The sequence below is a fragment of the Burkholderia sp. WP9 genome, from assembly GCF_900104795.1.
In the GTDB taxonomy this organism is placed as follows: domain Bacteria; phylum Pseudomonadota; class Gammaproteobacteria; order Burkholderiales; family Burkholderiaceae; genus Paraburkholderia.
In genome coordinates this window covers 3,457,374-3,481,586 of the sequence record NZ_FNTG01000002.1, presented here as the reverse complement: position 1 = coordinate 3,481,586, position 24,213 = coordinate 3,457,374, and the positions used below count along the sequence as shown (strand labels likewise).

Here is a 24,213-nt window from a genome sequence, read left to right as displayed (position 1 = left end):
ACGGTAATCTAACCGACGGCAGCCCGTCAGCGCCGCCCCGCCACACTCCTGACTCATGAAGCCCGCGTCACGGCCTCAGCCGCACCGCAATGACGCGTACCGCCATCGGCCTCTTTTCAGGAACCCGTCATGTGGATCGTCAGGCTCGCGCTGCGCCGCCCTTATACCTTCGTGGTCCTCGCCGTGCTGATCTTTATCGCCGGCCCGCTTGCGATACTGCGCACACCGACCGATATTTTTCCGAACATCAATATCCCGGTGGTCAGCATTGTCTGGACGTACAACGGCTTCTCCGCCCAGGACATGGCCAATCGCATCACGTCCAACTACGAGCGCGCGCTGACCTCGGACGTGGACGATATCGAGCACATCGAGTCGCAATCGCTGAACGGCGTCTCCGTGGTGAAGATCTTTTTTCATCCGGGCGCGGACATCAATCGCGCGATTGCCGAAGCGGCGTCCAATTCGGCGTCGATTCTGCGCGTGCTGCCACCGGGCACGTTGCCGCCGAACATCATCACGTATAACGCGTCGACCGTGCCGATCCTGCAACTCGGCCTGTCCAGCAACACGCTCTCGGAACAGCAGCTCTACGACCTCGGCAATAGCCAGATCCGTACGCAACTGGCGACGGTGCAAGGCGCGTCCGTGCCGCTGCCGTTCGGCGGCAAGGTGCGGCAGATCATGGTCGACATCGATCCGCGCGCGTTGCAGGCCAAAGGACTTGCGCCGCTCGACGTGGTCAACGCCGTGAACGCGCAGAACCTGATCCTGCCCGGCGGCACGGCCAAGATCGGCACGAAGGAATACAACGTGCAGATGAACGGCAGCACCGACACCGTGGCGGCCCTCAACGATCTGCCGATCAAGACGGTGGCCGGCGGCGTGGTCTATGTGCGCGACGTCGCCCACGTGCGCGACGGCTACGCGCCGCAAACCAACATTGTGCGCAGCGACGGCAAACGCGCCGCGCTGCTGACCATCGAAAAATCCGGCAGCACGTCGACGCTCACCATCATCCAGCAGGTCAAGGCCATGCTGCCGCATATCGCGGCCGGCCTGCCGAGCGCGCTGCATATCACCGCACTGTCGGACCAGTCCGTGTTCGTGAAGTCCGCCGTGGTGGGCGTGGCGCGCGAGGCAGTGATCGCCGCCGCCCTCACCGCCGTGATGATCCTGCTCTTTCTCGGCAGCTGGCGCGCCACGCTGATCATCGCGGTTTCCATTCCGCTCGCCGTGCTGACCTCGCTGATCGCGCTGTCCGCGCTCGGCCAGACCATCAACATCATGACGCTCGGCGGCCTCGCGCTCGCCGTGGGGATTCTCGTCGACGACGCCACCGTCGCGATCGAGAACATCACGCATCATCTGGAGAATGGCGAATCGCTGTACGACGCGATCCTGAACGGTTCCGGCGAAATCGCCGTGCCGACGTTCGTCTCGACCCTGTCGATCTGCATCGTATTCGTGCCGATGTTCCTGCTTTCAGGCGTGGCCCGCTATCTGTTCGTGCCGCTCGCCGAAGCGGTGGTGTTCGCGATGATCGCGTCGTACTTCTTCTCGCGCACGCTGGTGCCGACCCTGGCGATGTACCTGATGCGCGCGCGCAGCAACGCGCCGGTTACCGGCAACGGCCCGGTTGCGCGCCTGATCCGTTTTCAGGCCGGCTTCGAGCATCGCTTCGAATTGCTGCGCGTACGCTATCGCGACGTGCTCGCCGCGGCGATCGCGAGTCCGCGGCGCTTCGTCGCGATCTTCCTGCTGCTGTGCATCGGCTCGCTCGCGCTGGTGCCGTTCGCCGGCCGCGACTTCTTCCCCGCCGTGGATACCGGCGAGATCCGCCTGCATCTGCGTGCGCCGACCGGCACGCGGATCGAGGACACCGCGAGCATCACCGACCAGGTCGAAGCCCGGGTGCGCGACGTGATTCCGAAGCCGGAGCTTGCGGCGATCCTCGACAACATCGGCGTGCCGGTGAGCGGTATCAACCTGACCTACGACTCGTCGGACCCGATCGGCCCGGAAGACGCCGACGTGATGATCACGCTTGCGCCGAAACACAAGCCGACGGCGCAATACGTGGCGACGCTGCGCACGACACTGACGAAGGATTTCCCCGGCGTCACGTTCGCCTTCCTGCCCGCCGACATCGTCAGCCAGATTCTTAACTTTGGCCTGCCCGCGCCAATCGATATCCAGATTGTCGGCAACAAGCTCGACGCCAACCGCACGGTGGCGAACCGTCTGCTCGCGCAACTGCGCGGCGTGCGCGGCCTCGTCGACGCGCGTATTCAGCAGCCCGGCGACGCGCCGGCGATCAACGTCAACGTCGATCGCACCCGGGCGATTCAGGCCGGCCTGTTACAGCGCGACGTGTCGCAAAACCTGCTGATCGCGCTCTCGGGCAGCTCGCAAACCTCGCCGAATTTCTGGCTCGATCCGCACAACGGCGTGAGCTATCCGCTCATGGCGATGATGCCGCAGTACGACATCAACTCGCTGCAGGCCCTCGCCAATATTCCGGTCGCGCAGAACGGCGGCGCGGCCACTACGTCGAGCACGCCAACAGCCGCGGCCAGCGCCTCGTTCTCGGCGAACGGCGCGGGCCCGGCGCCGCAGAACCTGCTCGGCGCGTTGAGCACGCTGACTCGCGGCACGCAGCAAGCCGTCGTCTCGCACTACAACGTGCAGCCGGTGCTCGATATCTTCGCTTCGGTGCAAGGGCGTGATCTCGGCGGCGTGGCGGCGGACGTGAACCGGATCGTCGATCAGATCCGGCCGCAGTTGCCGCCGGGCGCGTCCATCGTGGTACGCGGCCAGGTGCAGGCCATGCACGATTCGTTCAGTGGCCTCGCGAGCGGTCTCGTGTTCGCCATCGGCCTCGTCTATCTGCTGATGGTCGTCAACTTCCAGTCGTGGCTCGACCCGTTCATCATCATCAGCGGCTTGCCGGGCTCGCTCGCCGGCATTGCCTGGATGCTGTTCAGCACCGGCACCCGCCTGAGCGTGCCGGCGCTCACCGGCACGATTCTGTGCATCGGCATCGCCACGGCCAACAGCATTCTCGTCATCAATACGGCGCGCGAAACTCACCAGGCCGGCAAGCCGCCGCTGGAAGCCGCACTCGAAGCCGGTTTCAGCCGCTTCCGTCCGGTGCTGATGACCGCGCTCGCCATGCTGATCGGCATGCTGCCGATGGCGCTCGGTCTCGGCGACGGCGGCGAACAGAACGCGCCGCTCGGCCGCGCCGTGATTGGCGGCCTCGCGCTCGGCACGATGTCGACCTTGCTGTTCGTGCCGGTCGTCTACGGAATGGTGCATGCGTGGCTCGACAAACGCCGCGCGGCGCGCACCGCAAAACTCGAACCCGCCGTCCCGGAACGCACCCTTTGATTTCGACGAGACCTATCCCATGAATAATTCCTCACTTCCGCCGGGGCTTGGTGAGCAGGCCGCCAAGGCCGTTGACAGCAGCCATGCCGCTCACGCTGACGCTGCAGGCTGCGCGACCGATCGCGCGACCAACGCGAGCGATTCGACCAATGCGACGAACGCAACAAGCGCAACAAGCGCGATTAAAGGATCCAACGCAACCAGCGCGAAACCGCGCCGCGCTCTCTGGCCGTTCGCACTCGGCGGTGTCGCCGTGGCGCTGCTGATCGTCGGCATCGTGCCGCGCCTCCATGCCAGCGCCGACCTGACCGAGCAGACGCAGGCGCAAAGCATGCTGACCGTGTCGGTGGTCAAGCCGCGCCCCGCGCCGAGCGTGAACGAACTGCTGCTGCCCGGGTCCGTCACGCCGTTCGCGGAAGCATCGATCTACGCGCGCACGAGCGGCTACCTCGCGCACTGGAACACCGACATTGGCGCACAGGTGAAAAGCGGCCAGGTGCTCGCGACGATCGAGGCCCCGGATCTGGACGCGCAACTGCGCCAGGCCCGCGCCGACGAAGCCACCGCGCAAGCCAATTTCGACTACGCGAAGACCACCGCGCAGCGCTGGCAGGAGATGCTGAAAACCCAATCGGTCGCGCAGCAGGACGCCGACACCAAGGTCAGCGACATGCAGGCGCGCGGTGCGATGCTGGCCTCGGCGCAGGCCAATGTCGCGCATCTTGCCGAACTGGTCTCGTACGAAAAGATCACCGCGCCGTTCGACGGCGTGATCACCGCGCGCAACGTCGATGTCGGCGCGCTGGTGACGGCGGGCGGTACGCCCGGCACCGCGGGCATGTCGGGCGAGCTGTTCCATATCCAGCAGAACGGCGTGTTGCGGGTGTTCGTGGACGTGCCGCAGAACGACGCGCCTTACGTCACCCCCGACACCGGCGTCTATCTGAGCGCCCAGCAGTATCCGGGCCGCCGCATTCCCGCCAAGGTGGCGCGCAGCACCGGCTCGATCGATCCGTCGAGCCGCACGCTGCGCGTCGAGGTAGATGTCGACAACAAGGACGGCGCACTGATGCCCGGCGCTTACACGCAGGTGCATCTGCAATTGCAATCGACCACGCCGGCGCTCGATCTGCCCGTCAGCGCCCTGCTGTTCCGGCCGGACGGCGTGACGGTCGCGGTGGTCGACAGCCATGGCCGCGCGGTGCTGAAGACCGTGCATATCGGCCGCGATTTCGGCACGCACGTGGAAATCACCACGGGCCTCGCCGCCACCGACCGCGTGATCGACAACCCCAGCGATTCGCTGAGCACCGGCCAGATGGTTCAGATCATGCCGGCCATGCACGGCTGAGTGCCTCATCACGGAAAGGATTCGCCGATGTTCTCCCTATCTGATTCACGACCGCTGCCGCGCCGCGCGCTGGCGGCCACGCTGATCGGCGCGCTACTCAGCGCGTGCTCGACCTTGCCGCCCTATCAGCGCCCGAGCGCCGAGATTCCCGCGCAGTATGCGGGCACCGCGCCCGGCTGGGCGCAAGCCGCGCCGGCCGACGCCACACCGCGCGGCCCATGGTGGACGATCTTCAACGATCCGGTGCTGAACCAGCTCGAAGCGCGCATCGACGTTTCGAACCAGACCGTGCGCAAGGCGGTCGCGCAGGTTCAGCAAGCGCGCTCGATGGTGGACTACCAGCGCGCCGGTTTCTTTCCGACGATCACTGCCGGGGCGGCGCAGGACCGCTATCGGACCTCGCAGAACGTCGAAGGGAAATCGCTCGCGGGCAAGACCGTGCCGGACTATTCGGCGGGCGTGGCGGCGAGCTGGGAGCCGGATCTGTTCGGCCGGGTGCGCGACAGCGTGAACGGCGCGCAGGCCGACGCCCAGGCGAGCGAAGCGGACCTCGAAGGCGTGCGCCTGTCGATGAGCGCGGATCTGGCCGTCGACTATTTCTCGCTGCGCTCGCTCGACACACAGAAGAAGCTGCTCGACGACAGCGTGAGCGCCTACGACGCCGCGTTGAAGCTGCTGCAGCAGCAACTGAAAGACGGCGCGATCGATGCCTCCGCGGTCGCTCAAGCCACGACGCAACTCGAAGCGACGCGCACGCAAGATACCGATATCGACGTGTCACGCTCGCAGATGCAGCACGCGATCGCCACGCTGATCGGCGAACCGGCATCGACCTTCACGCTGCCGCCGAACGGGTCGGCTGCGACGCCGCCGGCGATTCCGCCCGGTGTGCCGTCGCAACTGCTGGAGCGGCGCCCGGATATCGCCGCCGCCGAACGGCGCGTGGCGTCGGCGAATGCGCGGATCGGCGAGGCGCATGCGGCGTTTTTCCCGGACCTGGTGCTGTCCGCGAGCGTCGGGCTCGAAAGCTCGTTTTTCGCGCCGTGGCTGAGCGCGCCGAGTCTCTTCTGGTCGCTCGGGCCGCAACTGGCCGGCACGCTGTTCGACGGCGGCAAACGCAAAGCCGCCCTGCACGGCGCCACGGCGCAATACGACGGCGCGGTCGCGGACTATCGTCAGTCGGTGCTGGTGGCGTTTCAGCAGGTCGAGGACAACCTCTCCGCCCTGCATGCCCTCGCCGACGAAGCGACCAGCCAGCAGCGCGCCACCACCGCCGCGGATCTGTCGTTGCGGCTCACGACGAACCGTTTCAACGCGGGCGCGGTCAGCTATCTCGACGTGGTGACGGCTCAGACGATCGCGCTCACCAACCAGCGGGTGGCCGATCAGATCGCCGCGCGGCAGTTGGAGTCGAGCGTGCTGTTGTTGAAGGCGTTGGGCGGGACGTGGGGTAACGCAAGCAAAAGCGCGGCGGGTTCGGTGTAGGACCGCTATCCGCTTTCAGACGCTGCGCGGGAACGTCAGCACGAAGGAGGTACTCCGCGCGTCGCTCTGCGCGTGCACGGACCCGCCGTGCAGTTCCATGATCGTGCGCACGATGGCGAGCCCGAGCCCCGTGGACCCGGACGACCCTTGCGACAGCCCCGCCGTCGGCAGCGCGCTGCGCGACGGATCGACCCGGTAGAAGCGGTCGAATATCCGTTCGATGTGCTCGGCGGGAATCGGCTGCCCCTCGTTCTCGACGGTGATGCGCACGGCCTCCGCCGACGCGCTCGCATCGAGCACGATCTCGCTGCCGGGCGGCGTGTAGCGAATGGCATTGGCGAGCAGATTGCTCACGGCGCGACGAAACAGTTCGAGATCCGCCGTCAGGCTGGCCGTGCCGCTGACACGCACGCGCACTTTCGCATCTTCGGCAATCCCTTCGAAATAGTCGGCGATGTGGGCCAATTCCTGCCCGGCATCGAACTCACGCATGTGCTTGACGAACTGCGGATGCTCGGCGCGCGCCAGAAACAGCACGTTCTCGATCATTTTCGAGAGCCGGTCGCACTCTTCCAGATTCGAGGCGAGCACCGACTCGTATTCATCGACGGAGCGCGGCCGGGCAAGCGCGACTTCGGCGGCTCCACGCATGTTGCTAAGCGGCGTGCGCATGTCGTGAGCGAGGTCGGCGGTGAAACGGGACAGACGCTGAAAACCGTGATCGACTCGCTCGAGCATCGCGTTCAGCGCGGCGACCAGCGTCTCCAGCTCGCTCGGCACACGCGCGACCGCGATCCGCGTATTGAGTCGATTCACCGTGACGAGGCTCGCGCTCGTTGCAATATTGCGCAACGGCCGCAGCGCGGCGCGAATCAGCAGATAGCCGAGCAACACCGCCAGCAGCACGCCGGCCACGCCGGCTATGCCGAGCTTGTCGCGGTAACGGTCGAGCAGCAGCCAGCGGTCGCTCATGTTGCGCGCCACCAGCAGGCTCGCGGTGTCACCGTCGCGCAGCCGCGCGTCGGTGAGAATGCCGCGGATCGGCGCGCCGTCACGGCCGGTCCAGTCGCCAATATCGTCTTCCGTGATGCGCACCGTTGCCGCCACGCGCGTGAGCGGCGGCAACGCGGCAATGGTCGCCGCGCCGCTTGCCGCCTCGGGTGCCGCGAACGCGCCGGCGATGTTGTGTTCGATCGCGCGCTTGCCGTCGGGATCGAACACTTCCATCGACATGGCCTGATTGCCCAGCACGATGCTGGTCAGCCGCTCGCTGTGCTCGCGTATGGCCGCCGCCGAATCCAGTTCCTCAGCGAGGCGCCGTGCGTGACGCGCGGCGAGCACGATGTCGAGATCGTCCTGCGCCTTGATCTGCCTTTCGAGCGCCACATACAGAAAACTGCCGACCAGCACGAACACCGTCAGCGTCGTGGCGCCGAAGGCCAATGCAAGCGTCGCGGCAAGCGAGCGGCCGCGCATCAGGCGGCGTCCTTCAGTTCGAGCACATAGCCCACGCCGCGCACGGTATGAATCAGCTTGATGGGAAAGTTGTCGTCGATCTTGGTGCGCAAGCGGCGGATCGCCACTTCGACCACGTTGGTGTCGCTGTCGAAATTCATATCCCACACATACGACGCGATCTGCGTGCGGCTCAACACTTCACCCTGGCGCCGCGCGAGCAGTTGCAGCAGCGAGAATTCACGCGGCGTGAGGTCGATGCGCGTGCCGCCGCGCTTCACGCGCCGGCGGTTCACGTCCATTTCCAGGTCGCCCACCTTGATCAGTTCACTCTCGCGCGGTGGGCCACGGCGGGCCAGCGTGCGCACGCGGGCCAGCAATTCGACGAAGGCGAAGGGCTTGACGAGATAGTCGTCCGCGCCGAGTTCGAGGCCGCGCACGCGGTCGTCCACGTCGTCGCGCGCGGTGAGGAACAGCACGGGGGTGGTGCGCGTGGTGCGCAAGGTCTTGACGATGGTCCAGCCGTCCATGCCGGGCAACATCACGTCGAGCACGATCACGTCGTACTCTTCTTCGAGAGCGAGGATCAGCCCTTGCGGGCCGTCGTTTGCCACGTCGACCGCGTAGCCGGACTCTTCCAGGCCTTTCTTCAGATAGGCCGCTGTTTTCAGCTCGTCCTCGATCACCAGGATTCGCATCGATTGCTCCGCTTTGCGTTGACGGTGAAATCATACCGTCAAGCTCCCGGACGCGTGATGACGATGCGGTAATCTCCGTGCGCTTACTCGGGGTGCGCGCCGCCGGTCTCGGAAGAAGCCTGCATGGCAGGCGTCAAGGCCGCCCCCGCATCCCGCCCTTCCCCCGCATGCGGCGCCGCAGCGCCGGCGTGCCGCAGCGTCTTCACCCTGCCGATCATCTCGCGGGCCACGCGCCGCGCGCGGATCGCCGCGAGGCCCCAGTTCGAATTGATCGTTTGCACGGTCCATGCGGTGGTCGCCGCGCCGCGCGACCAATAGGCCTTGAAGTCTTCCGTGCCCACGCCGAAATCTAGGTCGTAGCCCTTGTCGAAGGCCCACTTCACGCAATGTTCGATCGCGATCAGGCCCGGACAGAACTTGCCGTAGTGCGGGTCGAAACCGGAAATGATCGCGCTCGCCCACGGGTTGCCCGTGCTCACGACGAGCGCGGCAACCGGCGCTTCGTCCAGGGTGACGACGATCAGGCGCCCCATCGAGGGCACGTCGCCCGAATAGATCAGCTTGCAGAGGAAGCGCTCGAACTCGGGCGAATCGAGCCACACGCTACGCTTGCCGACGCGATCGCTCCAGGCGCGCTTGCATTGGAACATCCACTTGATGATCGACGCCGTTTCGCTTTCGTCCACCGGATCGAGCATGCGCACGGCGACCGTGCCTTCCTTGGCTAACTTCTTCGCGAAGCCGCCCGGCCGCTTGCGAAACAACGTGCCGAGCGTCTGGCAATACTCGTCCCAATTGCCCTGCCCGCGCAATGTCGCGGCGGATGCGTTGTGCGCCTCGGTAAACAGGATCCTGCGCTCCTGCGTCACGAGCCTGTACAGATCGAGCCGCTCGCGCACGTAGGGCAGATGGATGAAGTCGGCGCCGCAACGCCGGCGGGCCATGTCCCACGCGCCGGCTACGAGCGCCGGGGTTGTTTCGTTGGCTTCGACGAGCACGCTCGTGAAGTCGCCGCCTTCGGGGCCGAGCGGCACCAGATACGTCCAGAGCGAACGTTTGACAGCTTCGAGCGGCCAGACCATGACGAGCTTGCCGTCTTCGCGGCATACGATGCATTTGAGCTTGCGCCCATGCGGCTGCGACACGTGCTTCCATGCGAGCCAGCAAAACCCGAACGACTGATAGCAGTAGCCTTGCGCCCTCGCCCAGAGCGCGTCCCATTCAGGCTGCAACGCACGAAATTCAGCTTCGTCGCTGATGACTTCGTAGCGCCGCGTGGTCCGGGTTGTCTCGTCCATGTCGCCTCACACCATGCCTTGTCGTGTTTTTGTCCCGCGCTGTCCCCGCGCCGCTCCATCCGGACAGGCGCGGACGCCGGACCCCACCGGCGTCGACTGGAACGGGTGACATGAGCATGCGCCGAGGCGTTCCGCAGGTGTGTGCGACGCCGCACGCTGCAGTGCGGCGCAACGGCGCTTTCGACGTTGCAGCGTCGGCCCGCGCGCGTGCCGGCGCTACCCGCGGCGTGGGCTATTCGACATTGTCCGAGACATCGGTCATACGAATCATGTGCGGTTTGACCACGTCGTCCTCGTCGTCGCTCTTTTCCGATGGCGGATGAATCAGCGCCTCGAGCCGCGCCTTGGTCGCCAGAAACTCGGGCGACGTCACCTGCGAGTAATCGCGCGGCCGCGGCACCGGCACTTCGATCAACTCCTGCACCTCGCCGGGATTCGCCTTCAGGACCAGAATGCGGTCGGCCAGAAAGATCGCCTCGTCCAGATCGTGTGTGATGAACAGCACGGTCACGTCGACGTTGCGCCAGATGTCGAGCAGGTGCGTTTGCATCTTGGCGCGCGTTTGCGCATCCAGCGCGCCGAAAGGCTCGTCCATCAGCAGAATGCGCGGCCGGTTCGCGAGCGCGCGGGCAATCGCCACGCGCTGTTTCATGCCGCCCGACAACTGATGCGGATACGCATTGGCGAACTTTGTCAGGCCCACCAGATCGAGCCATTGCAACGCCTCGCGTTCCGCATGCAGATTGCCGCGGCCGTTCATCTTCAGGCCGAACATGACGTTCTTCTTGACCGTCAGCCATGGAAACAGCGTGTAGCCCTGAAACACCATGCCGCGGTCGGCGCCCGGCCCCTGCACGGGTTTGCCGTCGAGCAGCACGCTGCCGCTGGTCTGCCGCTCCAGACCGGCGAGAATGCGGATCAGCGTGGACTTGCCGCAGCCCGACGGCCCGATCACGCAGACGAACTCGCGCCGGTGCGTCTTGAAGTTGATGCCGTCGAGCGCCGTGCACTCGCCTTGCGGCGTCTCGAAGCGCTTGCCGAGGTCGCGCACCTCCAGAATCACTTCGCGCGATTTCAGACGGTCGAAACGCTCGCGTACCGCCTCGGACTGAATCAGGTACGACGGAATCGGTTGCGGATTTAACATGATGGAATCCTTGGAATGCTGTGCGTTGCTTACGATAGGCTGTGTCACGAGGCCGTTTGCTACGCCTTGAGCGTGCGGTCCCACGGAAACAGCTTGCGGCCGAGCCACGCCAGCACGAGATCGGTGCCGAGGCCGATGATGCCGATCATCATGATCGCCGCGTAGACGTTCTCGAAATGCTCGTAGCGCGCCTGCTGCGTGATGTACCAGGTGATGCCGGAGCTGGTGCCGACCAGTTCCGCGACGATCAGATAGGTCCACGCCCAGCCGAGCAGAATGCGCTGGTCGCGATACAGATCCGGCAGAATGCCGGGAATCACCACATGCGTGAGCAGCTTGAATTTCTTCGTGCCGAGCGTCATGGCGGCTTCGAACAGGCCATATTCGAGCTTGCGCGTGGTGTTCGCCACGATCAGCACCTGCTGGAACAACGTGCCGATCACGATGATCGCGATCTTCGGGCCGTCGTAAATACCGAGGATCGCCACCATCAGCGCGCCGAACGCGGGCGCCGGCAAGTAGCGGAAAAACTCGAAGAACGGCTCCTGCAACCGCGCAATCGCGCTATACGTGCCGCACACAATGCCGATCGGCACACCGATCACGGACGAGAGCACGAAGCCCCAGAAAATCACCTGAATGCTGTGCCACAGGCTCTGATGCAGCCAGACGCCGTCACGCGACGCGGGCGGCGTGGTGAACGCGGTGTAGAACGCGCGCAGCACTTCGTGCGGCGCGGGCAGATACACCGGGTTGACCGGCTCGCCGGCCGGCAGGGCCGCATGCGCTTCGCGCGCGTGGCTGAGTTCGTCGGCGAATACCTCCTTGTCGACGCGCATGCCCGGCTGAAAATAGTCGACGCTGCCCGGGCTGTCGATCAGCACCTGCGGATGCCAGATGAACGGCACATAGCTGACCACGCACCAGACGAGGAGCGGCAACAGGAACGAGCCCGCGCCCAACAGCCATTTGCCGCGTACGGAAAGTTCGCGGCGCACCGCGAACCATTCGGTTCTGTCAATGACGGCCATGGGATTCTCCGAGGCAGACTTCGGTTGCGTCGTTGGCGGACGGTGACGCCGTGGCCATCTGATCGCGCCATGCACGCGCCAGGTCGAGCAGCATCGCGTCTTCATGCGCGCGAGCGACGAAGGTCACGCCGAACGGCAGGCCCGCGTGTTTGCCAACCGTGCACACGCCGGCCGGCACCGCCAGCGCGGACAGATCGAGCAGGTTCACGAAGTTGGTGTAGTAGCCGAAGCGCGAATTCACGCGGATCGGATCGGCTTCCAGCTCGTCGACGGTGGCGGTCGTCGCCGAGGTCGGCGTGACGATGGCGTCGATGCGCGGCCAGACTTCGGCCGCCTGCATGCGCAGGAACGCAAGGCGGTCGAAGGCGGCGAACGCATCGGCCGCACTCCAGCGCGCCGCGCCGCCGATAATCTCGCGGATCACCGGATGCAGCGCGTCCGGTTGTGTGTCGACGAACTCGCGGATCGCCGCGAGCCGCTCCGCGACCCACGGTCCTTCGTAGAGCAGCCGCGCGGTGGCGAGGAACGGCTCGAAATCGATCTCGATCAGTTCGGCGCCGGCTGAACGCAGGCGCGTCAGCGCGGCGTCGAAAGCGTGTGCGTAAGACGTGTCGCCGAAAAATTCGAGCTGGTTCGCGCGCGGCACGCCGAAGCGCACGCCGCGTAGCGAGCGTTGCGCGCCGTGCTGCGTGGAGGCTTGCGTGCCGTCTTGCGGCGGCTGGAATTCCCGCGCATATGGATCGCCCTCCGTCACGCCGCGAGCGGCGTCGAACACGCGCTGTGCGTCGTCCGCCGAGCGCGCGAAGATCGACACGCAGTCGAGCGATTTGCACGCCGGCACCACGCCTACCGTGCTCAACAAACCCTTGGTCGGCTTCAATCCGACGAGGCCATGAAACGCCGCGGGCACGCGCCCCGAGCCTGCTGTGTCGGTGCCCAGCGAAAACGCCGCCAACCCGAGCGCGACCGAAACCGCCGAGCCGGAGCTCGATCCGCCCGACGCATAGCGCGGATCGAGCGCGTTACGGCACGCGCCGTGCGGCGAACGCTGCCCGGACAGACCCGTGGCGAACTGATCGAGGTTGGTCTTGCCGATCGGAATCGCACCGGCGGCGATCAGGCGCGCGACCACCGGCGCGCTGGCCGTGGGTGTGTACGCATAGGCGGGGCACGCGGCCGTGGTCGGGATACCGGCCAGGTCGATGTTGTCCTTGATCGCGAACGGTACGCCGTACAGCGGCAGCGTTTCAAGGTCGCGGCCTTCGAGCGCATCGACGTATCGCATCATCTCGTCGCGGCTCAAAGGACGGATCCACGCATGATGCGGATCGTCGCCCGAGGTGCGCGCGGTGATCGCTTCGACCAGTTGTTTGGGCGTCAGGCTGCCAGCGCGGTAGCGCGCCTGCAGCCCGGCGATCGACATGGACTGGAACAGATCGTCGTGTGATTTCATTTGCACGTAGCCTCCTCGGTGGCGTCGGCTGCAACGCCGGCGCGCATCACCATCAAACGTTGTCCCGCGACGACCACCGCACCTTCCGCGCAATCGATCGCTTCGATCACGCCGTCGCCGCTCACGGTCACGGAAATTTCCATCTTCATCGATTCGACGATCGCGACCACCTGCCCGTCGCTGACCCGTTCGCCTTCGCTCACGAGCAGCTTCCACATGCTGCCCGACACGTCGGCGACAATGCCTTGCTGGCCTGCCGCGAGCGCGTTGTTCGCCGTGGCGCCGCCGGCTGCATCGCTATCCGTTTCGCCGACGTATTCGGCATGGCCGGCCGCGTTCCAGCGCTCGCGCTCCTCGTCGAACGCGGCTTGCTGCGCGCCTTTGAAAGCGGCAATCGATTCGGCTTCGTCCTTCAGGAAGCGGTTGTACGCGCCGAGGTCGAACACGGACTCCTCGATCTTCAGGCTCGCGCGGCCCGCGATGAAGTCCGTGCGCAGCTCGGCCAGTTCCGCTTCGCTGACCTCGTAAAAGCGGATTTCATCGAAGAAGCGCAGCAGCCAGGGCTTGCCCGCTTCGAACTCACGCGTGGTGCGATAGCGGTTCCACATCTGCACGGTGCGGCCGACGAACTGATAGCCGCCGGGGCCTTCCATCCCGTACACGCACAGATACGCCCCGCCGATGCCCACCGCGTTCTCCGGCGTCCAGGTGCGCGCCGGATTGTATTTGGTGGTAACGAGCCGATGGCGCGGATCGAGCGGCGTCGCGACGGGTGCGCCGAGATAGACGTCGCCGAGACCCATGACGAGGTAGCGCGCGTCGAACACGATGCGCTTCACGTCGTCGATGCTATTCAACCCGTTGATACGGCGAATGAACTCGATATTGCTCGGACACCACGGCGCATCCGGACGCACCGATTGCATGTAGCGTTCGATCGCGATCCGCGTCGACGGGTCGTCCCACGAGAGCGGCAAGTGCACGATGCGGTTCGGCACGCGCATCTCGTCCACTGCGGGCAGTTCGCGTTCGGCTTGCTGCAGATGCGCAAGCAAGGTGTCGTGCGACAGCACACGGTGGTCGAAATGCACCTGCAGCGAACGGATGCCGGGCGTCAGATCGATAATGCCCGGCAGCCGGTGCGCGTCGAGCCAGTTCATCAACGCATGCACGCGAAAACGCAGGTTCAGGTCGAGCACGAGCGGGCCGTATTCGATCAGCACGTTCTGGTCGCCGGAGCGGCGATACACCACGCCCGTGCCCTCGCCCGCCGTGGGATCGCGATAGAGGACGCAATCGTGGCTCTCGTCGCCCGCCTGAGCCACATGCTTCGGTGCCGCGAGCGCTGCTTTGACCGGCATGCGTTCGAAGCGCACGGTGTCTCCAGGGCGCAGTTGCCCGAGCTTCCACAACTCCTCGCCCACCACCGTGACCGGACACACGAACCCGCCCAGGCTCGGACCGTCGGGGCCGAGAATCACCGGCATGTCGCCGGTGAAATCCACCGCGCCGACCGCATACGCGTTGTCGTGAATGTTCGACGGATGCAGCCCCGCCTCGCCGCCGTCCGTGCGCGCCCACTGCGGCTTCGGGCCGATCAGGCGCACGCCCGTGCGGCTGGAGTTGTAATGCACCGTCCAGCGCGTGCCGTAGAGCATCGCGATGTCGTCGGGCGTGAAGAAATCGGGCGCGCCGTGCGGGCCGTCGAGCACGCCGAGCGTCCAGTCGTGCGTCATTTCCGGCACGCGTGCGGCGTCCAGCTGCGCGCCCGCTTCGCCACGGCCCGCGCCGTCCGCGAGATGCAGTACGTCCCCCTTGCGCAGCGCGCGGCCAGCATGGCCACCGAACTGGCCGAGCGTGAAGGTCGCCTTGCTGCCCAGATAGTCCGGCACTTGCAGACCGCCCTTGAGCGCGAGACAGGAGCGCATACCGGCGCCCGTCACGCCGCCCATCTTGAGCACCGAACCCGCCGGCGCGCGCGTGACCTGCCAGAGCGCAACCGGCTCGCCGTCCAGCGTGGCGGCGAGCGGAGCGCCGCCCAGCACGAACAGCGTCGCGGTATTGAAGCGCAGCGTGGCGCCCACCATCGCGCATTCGAGCCCCGCGGCGTCGGCGAGATTGCCGAGCAGTTCGTTGGCGAGGCTGAACGAGCGGTCGTCCATCGGACCCGAGGGCGGCACGCCGATGTCCCAATAGCCTGTGCGTCCGGGCGTTTGCTGCACGGTGGTCTGCACGCCGCCGTCGAGCACGTCGATGGTGTGCGGCGCGAACATGAAGCGCGACAGGAACGCCGTGGTCTGCTCACCGCGTGCGAATGTCGCCGAGCCGGCAATGGCGCGCAGATAGTCGAGGTTGGTCTCGATGCCGTAGAGCTGCGTTTCCTCCAGCGCGGCGCGCAGTGCCGCGAGCGCGGCCTCGCGTGTCTCGCCTTTGACGATCAGTTTCGCCAGCAACGGATCGTAGAAAGCGCTGACTTCCGTGCCCGCATCGACCCAGGTGTCGACCCGCGCCGCAGCGGCGAACGCCACATGCGTCAACACGCCGGCACTCGGTTGAAACTGCTTGTGCGGGTCTTCCGCATACAGACGCACCTGGATGCTCGCGCCCTGCGCCACCGGCGCAAGCGAGTCGAGCGGCGCAAGTTCGCCCTCTGCCTCGCGAATCATCCACTCGACCAGATCGATGCCCGTGACCTCTTCCGTCACGCAATGCTCGACCTGCAGCCGTGTATTCACTTCGAGGAAATAGAACCGCCGTGTATCGGCATCGAAGACGAACTCGACCGTGCCCGCCGATTTGTATTTCACGGCCTGCGCGAGACGCACCGCGCTCGCATGCAGCGCGCTTCGCTCCGCGTCGGTCAATCCAGGCGCGGGCGTTTCTTCGATCACCTTCTGGTTGCGCCGCTGCACCGAACAGTCGCGTTCGCCCAAGGCGATCACGCCGCCGCGGCCGTCGCCGAAAATCTGCACTTCAATATGGCGCGCGTTCTCCACGAATTTTTCGACATAGACACCGGCGTTGGCAAAGTTGGCTTCGCCGAGCCGCGCAACCGACGCGAACACACTCGCCAGTTGCGCCGCGTCGCGGCACAGCGACATGCCGATCCCGCCGCCGCCCGCGGTGCTTTTCAGCATGACCGGGTAGCCGATCGATTCCGCCTCGCGCAATGCCGCGCTTGCGTCGGGCAGCAAGCCGGTGCCCGGCAGCAGCGCAACGTTGTTGGCTTTCGCGATTTCGCGAGCCGTGTGCTTCAGGCCGAACTCACGCATCTGCGCCGGCGTCGGGCCGATGAAACGAATGCCCGCGTCGTCGCAAGCCTGCGCGAAAGCGGCGTTTTCGGACAGAAAACCGTAGCCGGGATGCACGGCGTCGGCGCCGCACGCACGCGCGGCTTCGAGAATCGCCGCGCTGTTCAGGTAGCTCTGCGCCGCGAGCGCCGGGCCGATACAGACGGCTTCGTCGGCGAGCATTACATGCATGGCGTGGCGATCAGCCTCCGAATACACCGCCACCGACGCAATGCCGAGACGCTTGAGCGTGCGGATCACGCGGCAGGCAATCTCGCCGCGATTGGCAATCAGGACTTTGTGGAATCTCATTGGGCATCCCATATCGTCAGTCGCACGGGCGTCGGGTTGTAGCCGTTGCACGGATTGTTCAACTGCGGGCAATTCGAAATCAGCACCGTGACATCCATCTCCGCGCGCATTTCGACGTATTTGCCCGGCGCGGAAATGCCGTCCTCGAAAGTCAGTTTGCCGAGCGGCGTGACCGGCACGTTCATGAAAAAGTTGATGTTGCTGACAATGTCGCGCTTGCCGAGCTGCGTGCCCACGCCGCACGTGCAATGCGTGATCGCATGCAGGAAGCTGTCGCGGCAGCTATGCATATGGCGCTTGTCCAACGCGTAGCGCACCGTGTTGCTTTCGGCCGCGCATGCGCCGCCGAGCGTATCGTGCCGGCCGCAGGTATCCGCGACGATCGTCAGCATCGGCTTGCCGAGGTTCGACATCAACACGCTGCCGGCCGAGAGATAGAGATTGCGTTGCGCGCGGATCGTGTCTTGCGCGCTATAGCGCTCGAGCGGATCGGCGCTGTTGTAGAACAGCGTGTCGACCGCCTGATTGCCTTCCAGGTCGAGAATGCGGAACAGCTGTCCGCGTTTGACTTCATGCAGCCACGGTTCGCCCGAAGGCAGCGTCAGGTCGTAGACCGCATGACGGAGTTCGAGCTTGCTTTCGATAATAGGCATCGCGGGTCTCCTTAAACGAACAGACGGTCGGTGTTGACGAAGCCGCGCTCATTCTCGGGACAGGCCGAGCGGCAGAAATCGTCGGCCGGTACGCAGGCGTCGGCTGCATACGCGCGGTATGCGATCAGCTTGACGGGCCTCGGTTCGTATTCGGATGAAGGGTTCAGCGGATGCGGCGCAGTGGAGAACGCGGCGAGCGTATCCATTTCGAAGCGCAGATCGAACGCGGCGCCGGCCGGCGAATGGCCAGTCACGAAGTCGAGCGCGCCGTCCTCGCCGATCGCGAGTTTGCTGAAAAAGTTGATGTTGGCGACCAGGTCCCGCGTGCCGAGTCCGTGCTTCGCCAGTTCGAGCAGCAGGCTGTCGCGGCCGTTGCGGATCATGGCATTGCGATGCTGCTGATAGCGCGCCACACCGTATTTGCTCGCGAACAGTTCCGCGTCGCCGACGCCGCCGAGCGGATCGTGCCAGCCGAGCGTATCGGCCGTGATCGACGCCAGCACGCACCCCATGTCCGAATAGAGCACGTGGCCGCGCGTCAGATGCGCGGTGTGCTGCGCCTTCAGCGTATCGGCCATGTTGTAGCGTTCAAGTGGTTCGTCGTGCCGGTAGAACACGGCGGCCAGATTCGCGCCGCCTTCAATATCGACGACGCGCAACGCCATGCCACGGCGCAGCACGCCGGACCAATGGGTGCCGGCGGGAATCACCGTTTCCCACGCCACATGCGGGATCGGTGCGAGATCGACTGGGATTTGCGTCGACATGGAGGCTCCAGGTATCGGTTGGGAAAAAGCGTGAGAGGGCGATTGACCGACATCGCGACCTCCCGGGCTTTTATCCCTCCGTGGAGCCTCGCCGGCGCCTTGAAAGAAGGTGAACGGCAAGACCGGATTGCTCTCGGACCAGGCATCGTGCGCATGCAGAGCGGACGACCGGAACCCTAGCGATCCTGAAGATGATGCAAATTACTTCGCACCTCTCGATAAGCACTTAAGCGAGTAGCGTGCCAGTTTTCGCCAGACAATGCGGCAAGTGCGGCGTGGCAAGGGATTGGATGTGATTGGCGGGTGATTTTCATAGGCGTGCGATGTTCGCCCGCGCACCAGTGCCGCTGGCGATTTCGCACCACATGGATGCGCAAGGCACCACGATTGGGCTCGTTCGCCGCGCGCGCCACGTAAGCAATGGCGTCACGCGATGGCATGGTGTGTGCGTATCAATGGGCCACGTCCACTCCCTTCCTGACACGACCATGCCGACGCTTGCCGCTATTCGACGCGCGCTTTACACCCTCATGTCGGCACGTTTCATCGAGCTGCAGAAGCAACAGCGCCGCTCGTAACTCAAACGGCGCTGTTGCCGTACCGATCCGGGCGTCCTCTCTCAAACCTGAACATCCGGTTCAGCGGTTGCGTAACGCGCCTGTTGGCCGAAGCTTGCCAGCGCCTTCGAACCATCGGGCAGTACCAGTTCGCCTCGTTCGAGACGTTCCTTCAGATAGGTAAAGCTCTGCGCCGTCTGCGCGAACAGATGGTCGCCCGCCGACACCGGCGGGTACTTCGCGAGCGCCCCGGGCGTTGCGAACTGCGGTAACGGCGCGACCACCGTGTGATAGTCGCAGGCGAAAAAGAGCGGAAACGAGTAACGCTCCTGCCTCACCTTGCGCACGCGATGCGAAGTCGCGACATACGTCCCGCCCGTCCACACTTCGAGCATGTCGCCGATATTCACGACGAACGCGTTCTCGACCGGCGGCGCATCGATCCATTCGCCTTCGCCGTTCATCACTTCGAGACCGGGCGCGGTCGGCAGCAGGATCGTGAAGCACTCGTAATCGGTGTGCGCGCCGATACCCGGCCGGTCTTCCGCGGAGGGATCGAGCGGATAGTGGATCAGGCGCAACTGGCTCGGCGGCTTGCGCAGATAACGTTCGAAGTGGTGTTCGGGCAAGCCTAGCGCGAGCGAAAAGCCTCGAAACAACGCACGGCCGAGTTCGAACGCCGCTTCGTAGTACCCGCCCACGGCTTCGCGAAAACCTGCTTGTTCGGGCCAGCTATTCGGACCGAGCATAGGCGTGCCGGCGCTCACGTCGGGGTCGTCGGCGGGCAATTCCCGGCCTGTGTCGAACGCCTCCTTCCGGTCGCGCTTGCCACCCGCGAACACTTCTTCCCCCTCGGGCACATAGCCCCGATGCGCGGATGAGTTGCCGATGTAATAGCGCATCTTCCAGTCGTGCGGGGCGGCAAAGAAGCGTTTGGCCTGCTCGATGAGCGCGCTTTGCTGTTCGCGCGCCACCTGGTGGCCGGTCACGTAGAAGAAGCCTGCGTCGCGCGCCGCGCGATCGAGTTCGTGCGCGGTGGCGAGGCGGCGGTCCTGGTCATCGCTGAAGAGGCCGCTGACATCGACGATAGGCAGTTGCTGAAAAGAGGTATGGGTTGGGCTCATGAGAGGTTTGGCGCCTATGCGGCTTGCGGGTTGGTCTGCGATTGCGCTGGCTGGTTACCATTGGCACCGGGAATGCCGCGAGCGTTGCCGGTATCGCGCCCGGCAAGAAACGCGGCGAGGTGACGCCGTTCCTCGCGGCCCATCCATGTGTTGATCTCCCATAGATCGGCCACGGGCGCGTTCGTAAACGGCAGCGTGTGCAGATAGCCGTCGGGGCCGAACTCCGGCGTCATCGTCGTGACGGTGTAGCCCTGCTCGATCTGCGCGGTCCACAGCGCTTCCCAGATCCGCTGATGCGACGCGAGGCACTTCGCGTACTCGGGCGCCGCCGGATGCGGCACCTGTGGACCTTGCGGATAGCCGACACGGCCATGCAGATGGTGCGCATGCGGCGCGAGTTCGAGGATCGTCTCCCACTCGCTGTCGAGCAGTCGCTCGCAGACGGACACCCAGTGGCTGAAGTCGCAGGTCAGCTTGAGCGAGGGCACGGCACGCGCGACGTCGCGGGTAATCCACGGGTTGTAGAACGAGCGGCCGCGATGCGTTTCGAAGCTGCAGAGCACCTCGTGCTTCGCGGCGATCTCCACCGCACGGCTGAAGAACTCGACTTGCGTCGCCGCCGGCCACGCGTCGCAACCGGCCATTACATTGAAGAAGCGCGGCGCGAGCGGCTTGCCCCACACGATCTTCTCCTCGAAGTCCCGCAGATGATCGGCCGGCGTGGCCGAACGCTCCGGCACATAACTGCCCGCTGTCGTGATCTCCGCGATGAACCCGAGTCCTTCGTCCGCGATTGCCTGCGCAAAAGCGTCGCGCGCCGCGCCGCCTGGCGGCACTGGCGCTTCGATACCGTCGAAGCCTGCCGCCCGCACCAGCGGCGCCGCATCGCGCGGGCCGCCATCGAATCCCCAGAAGGTCTTGAACAATTCGAATTTCATCGCCACTCCATTTACATGCAAATTTGCATGCAATAGTACACATGAAATTTGCGAGTCAATAAACTATCGGCGTGAGGCGTGCAAAAATCCGGGCGCGCCCGATTTCCGGCTCAATTAGCACTTAAACTGTGCAGCCCTCCTCCTCGTGGTGAATCGATGAAGAAGAAAATTGCGCGTGCCAAGGGCCAGGCCGTCGCGCGCGCCATTCTCGACATGGACTGGCAGTGGTCGGCGCATTTCGGCGATCTCGGCCTGAACGACCTGAACTACAGCGATCTGTTCTGCCGCATGTGGGTGGACCGGGACAACTACTTCGCCAAGACCGCGCTCTACGAGTTCATGCCTGGTGTGAGCCGCCGCACTGCGGTGCGCTACGTGCAGGAACTGATCGACGGCGGCTGGCTGCTGGAGACGCATTCCGCCGAAGATCGCCGCATCAAGCAGGTGAGCCTCGCGGCGTCGATCGAAGAGCGTCTCGAGCAGTTTCTGGCCTACGTGCATCAACGGTTTGCGGCGCTGGATTGACCGCATCTCCGCATAAACCCTGGCGCGCAATTCATTGGCATATTTCTCGCTAGCTAGTTGACCGAGAGGTGCGGCAGCGTCGCATCTTAGGGATGCTAGGGTTCCGGTTCGAGAGAATGTCTGGTCCGAGAGCAGCCCGGTACGCCGGCCGGTTCGATTGCAGGTTTCATTGCAAGCACGAACGGCCGGGCGCACTACACGGCGGGACAAAAGCCCGGGAGATTGGCGATAGCAATGTCTATCGCGCCTCTCCATGGCCGGCTTTTGTCTCGTGCACGTCTGTCTCGTGCAGTTCTCCGCGCTTTGTCGTTCGTTTGCGCGCGGGAGCCGGTCATGTTGTTTCATCGCGCAGTCGCCGCGCGATCCAACTCAACAATCGCAATTGACCGGTCTCCTGGAGAAAACGATGAAACGCTTCGAATCCGTCCGCACTTCCCTTCATTCAATCGCCTCGCCCCAGCGCTTCGCCGCTGGCCTTCGCGTGCGTGGCGCGCTCGCCGCGGCCGCCGCCGCGCTCAATATCGGACTCACTGCGGGGCTCACTTTGGGACTCACTGCGGGTCTTGCCGCCACGCCGGCGCAAGCGGCCACGCCGCTCGCCATCGGCTATAGCGACTGGCCAGGCTTCGTCGCTTTCCAGATTGCGATCGAGAAAGGCTGGTTCAAGGAAGCCGGCGTGGATGTCAATTTCCAGTGGTTCGACTACTCGGCTTCGCTCGATGCATTCGCCGCGGGCAAACTCGACGCGGTCGGCGCAACCAACGGCGACGCGCTCGTGACGGGCGCAAGCGGCGCGAAGAACGTGATGATCCTGCTGACCGATTATTCGAGCGGCAACGACATGATCGTCGCGAAGCCGCCGGTGCGCACGGTAGAAGGACTGAAGGGCAAGAAGGTCGGCGTTGAAATGGGTCTCGTCGATCACCTGCTGCTCGACACCGCGCTCGAAAAACATGCGCTGAAGGAATCGGACCTCACGCTCGTCAACGCGAAGACCAATGAATTGCCGCAAGTGCTGGCCTCTTCCAAAGACGTCGCCGCCGTCGGCGCCTGGCAGCCGAACGCAGGCGAAGCGCTCAAGCGCGTGCCGGGCGCGCGGCCGATCTTCACCTCCGCCGACGCCCCCGGCCTGATCTACGACGCGATCACGGTGAACCCCGTCAGCCTGCAATCGCGCAAGGCCGACTGGGCCAAGGTGATCACGGTCTGGTATCGCTGCGTGGCCTACATCAACGATCCGAAGACGCAACCGGACGCGGTCAAGATCATGTCGGCGCGAGTCGGCCTGACGCCGGAGCAGTACCTGCCCCTGCTCAAAGGCACGCACCTGCTCGACGCCGCGGCGGCGAAGAAGGCCTTCACCAAAGGCGATGGGCTCGACTCCGTGTACGGTTCGAGCGTGAATGCCGACAAGTTCAACGTGCGCAACGCGGTGTACAAGCAGTCGCAGAACGTGAGCGCCTATATCGACCCTTCGCTCGCCAACGCGCATTAAACGGGCCGCCAGGCACTCGCGCCACAACCGCCGAAATAGCCCGCGGACCCGAAACTGTTATTCTTGCGTCTCTCCCGACCGTCAACTGGTCGCCTGCTGCCTTCGGGCGGCACTCCCAAAGCGGCGCTTTTGCGCCCGTCTTCCGAGAGACAGGAATTTGCATGTTTGGTTTTCTGCGCGGCTATTTTTCCAACGACCTGGCAATCGACCTCGGCACGTCCAACACGCTGATCTACATGCGTGGCAAGGGTATCGTGCTCGACGAACCCTCGGTGGTCTCGATTCGTCAGGAAGGCGGTCCGAACGGCAAGAAGATCATTCTGGCCGTCGGCAAGGAAGCAAAACAGATGCTCGGCAAGGTGCCGGGCAATATCGAGGCGATCCGCCCGATGAAAGACGGCGTGATCGCCGACTTCAACATCACCCAGCAGATGATCAAGCGCTTCATTCAGATGGCACACGAGTCGCGAATGTTCGCGCCGTCGCCGCGCATTATCATCTGCGTGCCGTGCGGGTCCACTCAGGTGGAGCGGCGCGCGATCAAGGAAGCCGCGCACAGCGCGGGCGCCTCGCAGGTCTATCTGATCGAGGAGCCGATGGCCGCGGCCACCGGCGCGGGCTTGCCGGTTTCGGAAGCGACCGGCTCGATGGTGGTCGATATCGGCGGCGGCACCACGGAAGTGGGCGTGATCTCGCTTGGCGGCATTGTTTATAAAGGTTCGGTGCGCGTGGGCGGCGACAAGTTCGACGACGCGATCGTCAACTATATTCGCCGCAACTACGGCATGCTGATCGGCGAGCAAACGGCAGAAGCGATCAAGAAGGAAATCGGCTCCGCGTTTCCGGGCTCCGAGGTCAAGGAGATGGAAGTCAAAGGCCGCAATATGTCCGAAGGGATTCCGCGCAGCTTCACGGTCTCCAGTAACGAGATTCTCGAAGCGCTGACCGATCCGCTCAATCAGATCGTCTCGGCCGTGAAGATCGCGCTCGAACAGACGCCGCCGGAATTGGGCGCCGACATCGCCGAGCGCGGCATCATGCTGGCGGGCGGCGGCGCGCTGCTGCGCGATCTGGACCGGTTGCTGGCCGAAGAAACCGGCTTGCCGGTGTTCGTCGCCGAGGCGCCGCTGACTTGCGTGGTACGCGGCTCCGGCATGGCGCTCGAACGGATCGAGAAGTTCGGCGGCGCATTCTCATACGAGTGAGCTTGAGGCGTGTCGGCGCGCGCTGGTCGATCGAGT

General features: G+C 64.8%; 17 protein-coding genes and 2 riboswitches. Of the genes, 6 read left to right on the top strand and 11 right to left on the bottom strand.

Translation table 11 applies throughout. The features are described from left to right. Nucleotides 1-129 precede the first annotated feature (129 nt). From BLW71_RS36590 to BLW71_RS36580, 3 genes are read left to right on the top strand one after another with little or no spacing between them, the layout of a single operon-like run. Nucleotides 130-3,393 (top strand): efflux RND transporter permease subunit, encoded by a 3,264-nt coding sequence (locus tag BLW71_RS36590; RefSeq protein WP_091808415.1) that lies wholly within the window; start codon nt 130-132, stop codon nt 3,391-3,393. Between the two features lie 19 nt (nt 3,394-3,412). Next, on the top strand, nt 3,413-4,744 hold the full coding sequence (locus tag BLW71_RS36585) for an efflux RND transporter periplasmic adaptor subunit (protein WP_091809326.1): 1,332 nt from the start codon (nt 3,413-3,415) through the stop codon (nt 4,742-4,744). A gap of 27 nt (nt 4,745-4,771) precedes the next feature. Further along, nucleotides 4,772-6,229: an efflux transporter outer membrane subunit gene (locus BLW71_RS36580; protein WP_091808414.1), complete on the top strand. Its 1,458-nt coding sequence runs from the start codon at nt 4,772-4,774 to the stop codon at nt 6,227-6,229. Between the two features lie 15 nt (nt 6,230-6,244). Here the strand turns inward: BLW71_RS36580 and BLW71_RS36575 are convergent, their stop codons facing one another. The 11 genes from BLW71_RS36575 to BLW71_RS36520 form a co-directional block, all read right to left on the bottom strand. After that, nucleotides 6,245-7,705, bottom strand: coding sequence for a heavy metal sensor histidine kinase (locus tag BLW71_RS36575; RefSeq protein ID WP_091808413.1), 1,461 nt, complete (start codon nt 7,703-7,705; stop codon nt 6,245-6,247). Further along, complete coding sequence (locus BLW71_RS36570; RefSeq protein ID WP_091808412.1) at nt 7,705-8,382, bottom strand: heavy metal response regulator transcription factor; 678 nt, start codon at nt 8,380-8,382, stop codon at nt 7,705-7,707. Before BLW71_RS36570 ends, BLW71_RS36575 begins: the two co-directional genes overlap by 1 nt. Before the next feature lie 83 nt (nt 8,383-8,465). Beyond that, nucleotides 8,466-9,680 (bottom strand): GNAT family N-acetyltransferase, encoded by a 1,215-nt coding sequence (locus BLW71_RS36565; RefSeq protein ID WP_091808411.1) that lies wholly within the window; start codon nt 9,678-9,680, stop codon nt 8,466-8,468. Between the two features lie 232 nt (nt 9,681-9,912). Continuing rightward, a complete protein-coding gene (locus tag BLW71_RS36560; protein ID WP_091808410.1) occupies nt 9,913-10,827 on the bottom strand; it encodes an ABC transporter ATP-binding protein in 915 nt (304 codons plus the stop codon). 59 nt (nt 10,828-10,886) lie between these two features. Further along, nucleotides 10,887-11,858 carry an ABC transporter permease gene (locus tag BLW71_RS36555; RefSeq protein WP_091808409.1) on the bottom strand — a complete coding sequence of 324 codons (972 nt, stop codon included), beginning with the start codon at nt 11,856-11,858 and terminating at the stop codon, nt 10,887-10,889. Beyond that, nucleotides 11,845-13,311 (bottom strand): allophanate hydrolase, encoded by a 1,467-nt coding sequence (gene atzF, locus BLW71_RS36550; RefSeq protein WP_091808407.1) that lies wholly within the window; start codon nt 13,309-13,311, stop codon nt 11,845-11,847. Before atzF ends, BLW71_RS36555 begins: the two co-directional genes overlap by 14 nt. Continuing rightward, nucleotides 13,308-16,913, bottom strand: coding sequence for an urea carboxylase (uca, locus tag BLW71_RS36545; protein WP_091808405.1), 3,606 nt, complete (start codon nt 16,911-16,913; stop codon nt 13,308-13,310). Before uca ends, atzF begins: the two co-directional genes overlap by 4 nt. Further along, entirely contained in the window at nt 16,910-17,566 is a 657-nt protein-coding gene (locus BLW71_RS36540; RefSeq protein WP_091808403.1) for an urea amidolyase associated protein UAAP2, read from the bottom strand. The genes uca and BLW71_RS36540 overlap by 4 nt, the downstream gene beginning before the upstream one ends. An 11-nt stretch (nt 17,567-17,577) precedes the next feature. Next, entirely contained in the window at nt 17,578-18,333 is a 756-nt protein-coding gene (locus tag BLW71_RS36535) for an urea amidolyase associated protein UAAP1 (protein ID WP_091808401.1), read from the bottom strand. 57 nt (nt 18,334-18,390) lie between these two features. Next, nucleotides 18,391-18,524, bottom strand: a riboswitch (guanidine-I (ykkC/yxkD leader). A 428-nt stretch (nt 18,525-18,952) separates the two neighbouring features. After that, nucleotides 18,953-20,014 carry an isopenicillin N synthase family dioxygenase gene (locus BLW71_RS36525; RefSeq protein WP_091808398.1) on the bottom strand — a complete coding sequence of 354 codons (1,062 nt, stop codon included), beginning with the start codon at nt 20,012-20,014 and terminating at the stop codon, nt 18,953-18,955. A 14-nt stretch (nt 20,015-20,028) separates the two neighbouring features. Then, entirely contained in the window at nt 20,029-20,952 is a 924-nt protein-coding gene (locus BLW71_RS36520) for a sugar phosphate isomerase/epimerase family protein (protein WP_091808396.1), read from the bottom strand. Nucleotides 20,953-21,108: 156 nt separating this feature from the next. Between BLW71_RS36520 and BLW71_RS36515 the strand changes: the two genes are divergently transcribed. The 3 genes from BLW71_RS36515 (at nt 21,109) to BLW71_RS36505 (ending at nt 24,177) form a co-directional block, all read left to right on the top strand. Beyond that, complete coding sequence (locus BLW71_RS36515) at nt 21,109-21,477, top strand: helix-turn-helix domain-containing protein (RefSeq protein WP_091808394.1); 369 nt, start codon at nt 21,109-21,111, stop codon at nt 21,475-21,477. 84 nt (nt 21,478-21,561) lie between these two features. Next, nucleotides 21,562-21,700: riboswitch (guanidine-I (ykkC/yxkD leader) on the top strand. 183 nt (nt 21,701-21,883) lie between these two features. Next, nucleotides 21,884-22,972: an ABC transporter substrate-binding protein gene (locus BLW71_RS36510; RefSeq protein ID WP_143048424.1), complete on the top strand. Its 1,089-nt coding sequence runs from the start codon at nt 21,884-21,886 to the stop codon at nt 22,970-22,972. 161 nt (nt 22,973-23,133) lie between these two features. Further along, nucleotides 23,134-24,177 (top strand): rod shape-determining protein, encoded by a 1,044-nt coding sequence (locus BLW71_RS36505; RefSeq protein ID WP_091808392.1) that lies wholly within the window; start codon nt 23,134-23,136, stop codon nt 24,175-24,177. Nucleotides 24,178-24,213 lie beyond the last annotated feature (36 nt).